The organism is Halomonas sp. 707D4 (genome assembly GCF_024158685.1).
Classification (GTDB): Bacteria; Pseudomonadota; Gammaproteobacteria; order Pseudomonadales; family Halomonadaceae; genus Vreelandella.
On the sequence record NZ_JAMZBD010000091.1, the window covers coordinates 1 to 8,796 of the forward strand.

Below are 8,796 nucleotides of genomic sequence, written 5' to 3' on the forward strand. Positions count from 1 at the left end.
GTTTGGGGTCGTGCAGCGTATCGGAGATGTCGCTCATGGGCGCTCCTGCGAAACGGGGCGCCCGAAGGCGCCCCGTGGTGTCGTATGTGCGATCAGGCAACGGGGTCGTCACGCTTGGTGGATGTCTTTGCGTCAGGGCGCGGCCGCTCGCGTTTGATGGTGTCATCGTACCAGAGCGGGTGGTGGTGCTTGGCCCAGGCGTGGGTGACGAAGCCGCGAATCATCGCGCCAAACGAGCCCTTGATCCAGATCGCCGCGTAGATGTGGATCACGATGGTGACGATCGCCCCGAAGGACGCCAGCGCGTGCAGAAGGCTTGCGATACGCACCACCGTGACCGGGAAGTAGCCGGCGAACCAGGGGCGCCACATCAACACGCCGGTGATCAAGAGCGTCGGCACGCAGAGCACCAACAGCCAGAACACCAGCTTCTGGCCCGGGTTGTACTTGCCGATCGGCGGCACCTGCTCGTCGCGGTTGGCGAGCACGTCCTTGATCTGTTTCATCCAGCGCACGTCGTTTCTGATCGGCAGGTTGCTGCCTGCGTGGCTCACCGCCATCAGCGCGAAGAGCAGAAAGAACACCACGCCGATGAACGGATGCAGGATGCGCGCCCACACCGGCCCCCCCAGGGTGTGAGAGAGAAAGAAGAACGCCGGGTGGAAGAAGGCCAGCCCCGAAAGCGCCAGCAGGATGAAGCTCAGCGCCATCGTCCAGTGGTTGATGCGGGTCGAGGTCGGGTAGCGCAGCATCATGCGCTGGCCCAGCCGGTTACGCTTTTCGTCATCGCGGTTCATGGTCGCTTCTCCTGCCGGGCTCGTGAGGCTCGGTTTCCGGCGCGCTGAGCGTGTGCTCACGCAGGTAGGCGTCTTCACCTTCCGGGCCGAACACCTCTTCGTCGAGCGGCTCGTCCTTCGGCCCCTTGGTGAGGTAGTGCATGAAGCCGGCGAACGCCGTGATGCCGATGATCGCGCTCATGATCGGCTTGGCCGGCCCCTTCCAGGCGCTGACGAAGGGCGAGATGCTCGGGTTTTCCGGAAGCCCCGCGTAGAGGTCCGGCTTGTCGGCGTGATGAAGCACGTACATCACGTGGGTGCCGCCGACTCCTGCGGGATCGTAGAGGCCGGCCTCGGCGAAGCCGCGCCCCTTGAGTTCCGTCACGCGCTGTTCGGCCCGGGTGATCATGTCCGCCTTGGAGCCGAACTCGATGCAGCCGGTCGGGCAGGTCTTGACGCAGGCGGGCTCGAGCCCCACCGAGACCCGATCCGAGCAGAGCGTGCACTTGTAGGACTTGCTGTCGCGCTCGGAGATCCGCGGGATGTCGAAGGGGCAGCCGGTCACGCAGTAGCCGCAGCCGATGCACTTGTCCGAGTCGAAATCGACGATGCCGTTGGCGTACTGCACGATCGCCCCCGGCGCCGGGCAGGCGGTGAGACAGCCCGGGTCGGCGCAGTGCATGCAGCCATCCTTGCGGATCAGCCACTCCAGATCGCCCTGCTCGTTCTCGTGCTCGGTGAAGCGCATCACCGTCCAGGAGTTCTCGGTGAGATCCGTCGGGTTGTTGTAGGTGCCGCCGTTGATGCCGACCTCGTCGCGCACGTCGTTCCACTCCATGCAGGCGACCTGGCAGGCCTTGCAGCCGATGCAGCGGCTGACGTCGATCAGCTTGGCCACCGGCTCGACCTCGTGACGCCCCTGGGGAGGCGTCGTGGTCGTGGCGGAACGGCGCAGGATATTTTGCGGGTTGCTCATGTCCTGCCTCCTGAGGTGTCCTTCTCGACGTTGACCAGAAAGGACTTGAATTCCGGCGTCTGGGTGTTGGCATCGCCCACGAAGGGCGTGAGGGTGTTGGCCAGAAAGCCCTTGCGCGCCAGGCCCAGAAAGCCCCAGTGGATCGGGATGCCCACCTGGTGGACGATGCGATCGCCCACGGTGATCGCCTTGATGCGCTTGGTGACCACCGCCACGGCGCGTATGTAGCCGCGCTTCGATGACACCCGCACCCAGTCGCCCTCCTTGATGCCGAGCTCGTTGCCCAGGGCCTCGCCGATCTCGACGAACTGCTCGGGCTGGACGATGGCATTCAGGTGCACGTGCTTGGTCCAGTAGTGGAAGTGTTCGGTCAGCCGGTAGGTGGTCGCCGCATACGGATACTCCTCCCAGGTGCCCATCATTTCCAGATCCTGGTCGAAGACCCGCGCAGCCGGGTTGTAGCGCACCTTGTCATTGCGCGGAAAGAGCAGGTTGCCCTCGGGCACCGGGCTCTCCAGCGGCTCGTAGTGGGTGGGGAAGGGACCTTCCGCCATGCCCTGGCTTGCGAACAGCTTGCCCACGCCCTCCGGGTTCATGATGAACGGCATCTGCCCGCGGGTCGGGGCGGAGTCCACCGGGAAATCCGGAATGTCCGCGCCGGTCCAGCGCCGTTGAACGCTGTCCCACCACACGAGTGACTTGCGCTCGGACCAGGGCGTGCCGTCGAGCTTGGCCGAGGCGCGGTTGTAGAGAATCCGCCGGTTGGCGGGCCACGACCAGGCCCAGCCGAGCGTCTGGCCGATACCGTAGGGGTCGGCGTTGTCGCGGTTGGCCATCTGGTTGCCGGCCTCGGTCCAGGACCCGGCGAAGATCCAGCAGCCGGAGGCGGTGGAGCCGTCGTCGCGCAGCTCGCCGAAGCCCGCGAGCTGCTCGCCCATGCGCCGCACGAGCTGCCCATCGAGGTAAACGTCGCTTATCGCGCGGCCGTTGTACTCCCGGGCGAGCTCTTCCGGCGACGGTTCCTCGGGCTGCTTGTAGTTCCAGGCCATTCCCAGAATCGGGTCCGGAAAGGCGCCGCCGTCGCGGGCGTAGAGTTCGCGCACGCGGGTGAACAGTGCCCCCAGAATGTGGGTGTCGGCGCGCGCCTCGCCGGGGCCCGAGGCAGCGGCGTAGTGCCACTGCAGCCAGCGGGCACTGTTGACCGTGGAGCCGTCGTCCTCGGCGAACGACAGCGCCGGCAGGCGGAACACCTCGGTCTGGATCTCGCTCGGGTCGACGTCGTTGTACTCGCCGGCGTTGCGCCAGAACTCGGCGGTTTCGGTGTTGAGCGGGTCGATCGACACCAGGTACCTGAGCTTGGCGAGCGAGCGCGACACCTTCGCCTTGTTGGGAATCGCCGCCAGCGGGTTGAAGCCCTGGCAGAAGTAGCCGTAGATCTCGCCTTTCGACATCCGCTCGAAGGTGTCGAGGATGTCGTAGAGCGGCTTGTCGAGCTTGGGCAGCCAGTCGTAGCACCACTGGTTGTGCGCGCGGGCGTTGTCGCCGTACCAGGCCTTCATGAGGCTGACGAAGAACGCGTCGGCGTTCTGCCAGTAGGAGACCTGGCCCGGCTGCAGCGGTGCCCGCCGCCGCGCGGTCAGGAAGGTGTCGAGGTCCTGCTCGTCGTCCACCGGTGCCGCGATGTAGCCGGTCAACTGGTTCGAGAGCAGGCCGAGATCGGTCAGGCCCTGGATGTTGGAGTGCCCGCGCAGGGCATTCACACCGCCACCGCGAAGGCCGATGTTGCCCAGCAAGAGCTGGACCATGCCGGCGGTGCGGATGATCTGCGAGCCCAGCGAGTGCTGGGTCCAGCCGAGCGCGTACAAGAGCGTGGTGGTGCGATCCGGCGTTGCGGTGCTCGCCAGCGTCTCCCATACCCGCATGATCTTGTCCACGGGCGTACCGCAGATCGAGGAGACCATGTCCGGCGTGTAGGCGTCGAAGTGCGCGCGCAAAAGGCGATAGACGCAGCGCGGGTTCTCGAGCGTATCGTCGCGCAGGGCGAAACCGTCCTCGCCGGTCTGGTAGACCCAGTTCTCCTTGTCGTAGGAGCGGCTCTCGGCATCGTAGCTGTCGAACAGCCCGTCCTCGAAGCCGAAGCCCTCGTCCACCAGCAGTGCGGCGTCGGTGTAGTTGAGTACGTACTCTCGCTGGATCTGATCGGTATCGATCAGATAGCGAATCAAGCCGCCCAGGAAGGCGATGTCGGTGCCGGTTCGAATCGGCGCGTAGAAGTCCGCGACCGATGCGGTTCGCGTGAAGCGCGGGTCCACCACCATCAATTGAGCGTTATTGTGCTCCTTCGCCTCGGTGACCCAGCGAAACCCGACCGGGTGCGCCTCGGCGGCGTTGCCACCCATGACCAGAATGACGTCGGCATTGCGGATATCGACCCAGTGGTTCGTCATCGCACCGCGACCAAATGTTGGGGCAAGACCTGCCACCGTTGGTCCGTGTCAAACGCGCGCCTGGTTGTCGAAGGCCACCATCCCGAGGCTGGTGACGAACTTGTGGGTCAGATAGCCCGCCTCGTTGGAGGAGGCCGAGGCGGCGAGAAAGCCGGTGGTCGTCCAGCGGTTGACCGTGCGGCCCTCGCTATCGGTTGCAACGAAGTTCTCGTCGCGGTCCGCCTTGATGTGGCGGGCGATGCGCTCGTTGGCCTCCTCCCAGGAGATGCGCTTCCACTCGTTGGTGCCGGGCTCGCGCACCTCGGGGAATTTCAGGCGCGAAGGGCTCTTGACGTAGTCCAGAAGCCCCGCGCCTTTCGGGCAGAGCGCCCCGCGGCTGACCGGGTGGTCCGGGTCGCCTTCGATGTGGATGATCTGCTGGTGGGCGTTCTTGGCCTCGTCACCGCGGCTGTAGATCAACACCCCGCAGCCCACCGAACAGTAGGTGCAGATGTTGCGCGTTTCCTTGGTGTGGGTCAGCTTGAATGGGCGGATGGAGGAGGCCGCCGCTTCCGGCGCGAATCCCATCATCGCCATGCTGGAGGTAGCGAGCCCCGCCGCCCCCAGCTTGAAAAACCCGCGTCGGGTCACTTGAATCGTCATGGTCTCACCTCAAGGGGGCAAGCCACGCTCGAAACGCCGGCGCCTGGCCTTGGCGCCTGTGGGGTCGAGTCGCGTGCTTGCGGGTACGGTCATGGTGTCACTTGTTATGCTGCTTATGAACTTACCCTAGCATCTTTGACGTCCTCATGCCTTGGGTTAATGTTCAACCCTTTCTTAAAGGCCCTTTGGCGTGCCTTTTGCTTCGCACTCGCCACCGATGAGAGCCAAAAAGGCATCGACCACCCGGTTGGGGCGCCGGTCGCGACGCGCGATCAGCACGAAGGGAACCCTGTAGCCGCAGCGCTCGGCATCGAGCGCGCGCATCTTGCCCGTCGCCACCCACTGGGCGGCGACGTGATCGGGTAGAAAGCCGATGTAGCGCCCGGTCAGGATCAGAAACGCCGCGCCCTCGCGGTCGGACGCCGAGGCGTGCAGCGCCAGGGCGTCGTGGGCGCGGCGGGCTTGTAGCGGCAGCGGGTAGCGAGGGGCGACCGCCGGGGTCCGGGCGAGCACTTGGGCGTCGAGGGGTAATTCGGCCTGCTCGAACAGCGCGTGCCCCGCGCCGCAGTAGAGCGAGGAGGGTTCGTCGTAGAGCCAGCGGGTCTCGAGGCTCGTTGGCAGGTTCACCGAGGGCACCACGCCGACGTGCAGGTGACCGTCCATCACCTTGCGGATCACCGCATCCGACGGGTCCATGTGGATATTGACGCTCACCTCGTCATGTTGTGCGGCCAGCTCGCCCAGCGCATGGGTGACGTTCATGGCCGGCAGGGTGACGAGGTTGTCGGTGATGCCGATGTTGAGCTCGCCCTTGATGGTGTGGTGCAGCGCGTTGACATCGCTTCTGAACGTCTCCAGGGCGCTCAGCAGCGCAAGCCCCGCCTGGTAGAGCGCCTTGCCCTCCTCGGTGAGGCTGAAGCCCCCACGCCCGCGGCGGCAAAGCGAGAACCCCACGCGGCGCTCCAGGTCGCCCATGTGCTGGCTGATCGCCGAACGGCTGATGCCGAGCGTGGTCTCGGCGGCGGTGAAGCCACCGCACTCGACCACGGTATTGAACACCCGGATCAAGCGAATCTCGTAGTCGCTCATCTGGCCAAGCGATGCCATGGCTACCTCGCGCTGTACAAGACGGCCCTTTTTAACAGATCATTCGTGGCTCAGGATCGACGTGCATCAAACTACCACGCCGCGCTCGGTCGGCACCATGCGTTCTGGCCGAGGATGTCCACGATGCGGGCCGTTGACTCGGCGGTTTGCAGCACCATCGGAAGAAGGCCTACGCAGAATGTCCGCTTTATCGGGTCGCTCCCCCCGCGATGACCAGGCTTCCCTGGCGACCTCCCGCCGACGCGCCATCGGGCTCTACGGCGGTGCGCTGCTCTCCGTGGCCAGCGTGTTCTGCTGGCTCTCCTGGGATCAGCGCGACAAGGAGATCGAGACCGCCGTGGCGCGCATGGAGGCGCGGGCCAGCGTCATGATCCAGTGGACCCAGGGCGTACTCGGCCAGAGCGAGCAGGCGCTGTTCAGCCTTTCCGAGATGATCGAGCTCAGCGGCGGCGTCGATGCCGACAACGCGGCGCTGACGCATGCCTTGCATCATCTGACCCGACACGTCGCCTCCATCGACGAGCTGGCCGTGCTCGACGTCGCCGGCCGCGTGGTGATGGCAAGCAATGCTGCGTACGTGGGCGAGTCCTACCGCGACACCGAACTCTTCGAGGGCTTCCTTCAGGGCGGCTTGCGCCAGGCGATCACCACGCTCCAGCGCTCGCCGAAGAACGATCTCTTCTATCTCTACAACGCGCGGCGCCTGGAAGACGTCCGGGGCGACTTCACCGGCATGGCCGTATCGCGCATTCGTCCCGAGATCTTCGACGACGCGCTGGCCCGGCTGAGCATGAACGAAGGCGAAAGCATCACCCTGATCGACGTGGACCAGCAGGTGATCGCCCGCCACTCGCAACCCGATGCATCCTTCCAGCTCGGGCAGCGCATCGAGCTAGCCGGAAACGATGGCTCGCTCGATGACGCCAGCGACCACACCTTCGAGATGCGCTCGCAGATCGACGGGCGCGAGCGCCTCTACCACCTGCGCCGCGTCGACGACTATCCGGTGTACGCGGTGGTGGGGCTGGACATCAACAGTGTGCTCGAGGACTGGCGCGAGCGCGCCCTGGCGCTTCTGATCATCCTGGTGGCGATGGCGCTGCTCGGCGCCTGGGGGCTGCGCCACTACCTGAACCGCCTGACGCTGTCGCGGCTGCTGCAGCAGCGCATCGAGGAGCGCGAGATCGCCCGCGCCCACGCCCTGGAGCGCGAGTCGCGCCTCGACGCGCTGGTCAACTCGTTGCAGGACCTGATCTTCGTGTTCGACGAGCAGGGCCGTTTTCGCTATATCCATGCCCTGCACCGTCATCAGCTCTTGATCGACCCGGACAAGGCGCTGGGCGCGCACTTCTCCGACATCCTGCCCGATGCGCTCACCCGCACGTTCACGGCGATCTTCGACCGGGTGCGCCGCCAGGGCGACGTCGAGGTCGTCGAGTACACGCTGCTGCTCGACGGCGGGCCGAGGCACTTTCACGCCACGGTCAGCCCCTTGAGCGATGCCACCCAGGCGTTCAGCGGCGTGCTCTCGGTGGTGCGCGACGTGACCGAGGACAAGAAGCTTCAGGCGGAGCTGCGCATCGCCGCGGCGGCGTTCCAGACCCACCTGGGCATTATGATCACCGACGCCCGCGGCACGATCCTCAAGACCAACGACACCTTCAAGCGCATCACCGGCTACAGCGACGCCGAGATGATCGGCAAGAACCCGCGCATGTTCAGCTCCGACCATCACGGCGCGGCGTTCTACCGCGAGCTGTGGCGGCGGGTGAACAGTACCGGCAACTGGGAAGGCGAGATCTGGAACAAGCGCAAGAACGGCGAGCTGTTTCCCGAATGGATCACCATCAGCGCCATTCGTGACGATGCCGGGCGGTTGAGCCACTACGTCGCCACCATCAGCGACATCAGCGAGCGCAAGGCCGCCGAGCAGGAGATCCATCAACTGGCGTTCTACGACCCGCTCACCGGACTGACCAACCGCCGCCTGTTCCTCGATCGCGTCGAGGCGGCGCTCAAGGAGCTCAACCGCTACCCGCGCTACGGCGCGCTGATGCTGTTCGACATCGATCACTTCAAGGAGATCAACGACACCCTGGGCTACCACGCCGGCGACCAGCTGCTGCAGAGCGTGGCGCGGCGGCTGTCGCGCATGCTGCGCGATACCGATACCCTGGCTCGGCTCGGCGGCGACGAGTTCGCCGTGTTGATCGAAGGCGTGGACAGCAGCCTCGCCCAGACCCACCAGCTCGCCGAAGGCATCGCCGGCAAGCTGCTCGCCTCGCTCAACGAGCCCCTGCGGCTCAACGGCGACCTGGTGACGATCACCGTCAGCGCCGGCGTGACGATGATCGCCAGCGACCAGCTCAGCGTCGACGACTACCTCCAGCAGGCGGACATGGCCCTCTCCCAGGCCAAGGCGAGCGGGCGCCAGGTGCTGCGCTTCTTCAACCCGCACATGCAGGCGCAGCTGCTCGCCCGGGTGCGCCTGGAGGCGGATTTGCGCCAAGCGGTGATCTTCAAGCAGTGGGAGCTTCACTACCAGCCCCAGGTCGATGCCCAGGGCGAGCTGACCGGCGTGGAGGCGCTGCTGCGCTGGCATCATGCCGAGCACGGCCTCGTCTCGCCGGGCGAGTTCATACCGCTTCTGGAGAGCAGCGGGCTGATCACCGAGGTCGGCGAGTGGATTCTCGAGCAGGCCTGCCAGCAGCTCCTGGCGTGGTCGACGCACCCGAGCCTTGGCCGGTTGACCCTTTCCGTCAACATCAGCCCGGTGCAGTTTCGCGAGGCGGGTTTCGTCGACCGGGTGGAGAGCGTCTTCGCGCGCGTCCAGGCGCCGCTTACGAAG

General features: G+C 65.7%; 5 protein-coding genes. 1 reads left to right on the forward strand and 4 read right to left on the reverse strand.

The genetic code is table 11. From position 1 onward, the window contains the following. Positions 1-92 precede the first annotated feature (92 nt). From BIS11_RS05915 to BIS11_RS05930, 4 genes are all read right to left on the reverse strand, one after another. Entirely contained in the window at positions 93-797 is a 705-nt protein-coding gene (locus BIS11_RS05915) for a formate dehydrogenase subunit gamma (protein WP_253418406.1), read from the reverse strand. Beyond that, a complete protein-coding gene (fdxH, locus tag BIS11_RS05920; protein ID WP_227388883.1) occupies positions 784-1,752 on the reverse strand; it encodes a formate dehydrogenase subunit beta in 969 nt (322 codons plus the stop codon). The genes BIS11_RS05915 and fdxH overlap by 14 nt, the downstream gene beginning before the upstream one ends. Next, positions 1,749-4,835 carry a formate dehydrogenase-N subunit alpha gene (gene fdnG / locus BIS11_RS05925; protein ID WP_253418465.1) on the reverse strand — a complete coding sequence of 1,029 codons (3,087 nt, stop codon included), beginning with the start codon at positions 4,833-4,835 and terminating at the stop codon, positions 1,749-1,751. Before fdnG ends, fdxH begins: the two co-directional genes overlap by 4 nt. Before the next feature lie 180 nt (positions 4,836-5,015). After that, positions 5,016-5,948, reverse strand: coding sequence for a LysR family transcriptional regulator (locus BIS11_RS05930; protein WP_253418408.1), 933 nt, complete (start codon positions 5,946-5,948; stop codon positions 5,016-5,018). Positions 5,949-6,126: 178 nt separating this feature from the next. Here BIS11_RS05930 and BIS11_RS05935 point away from each other — a divergent pair. Beyond that, positions 6,127-8,796 (forward strand): diguanylate cyclase (locus BIS11_RS05935; protein WP_253585818.1); only part of this gene is annotated, 2,670 nt, incomplete at its 3' end.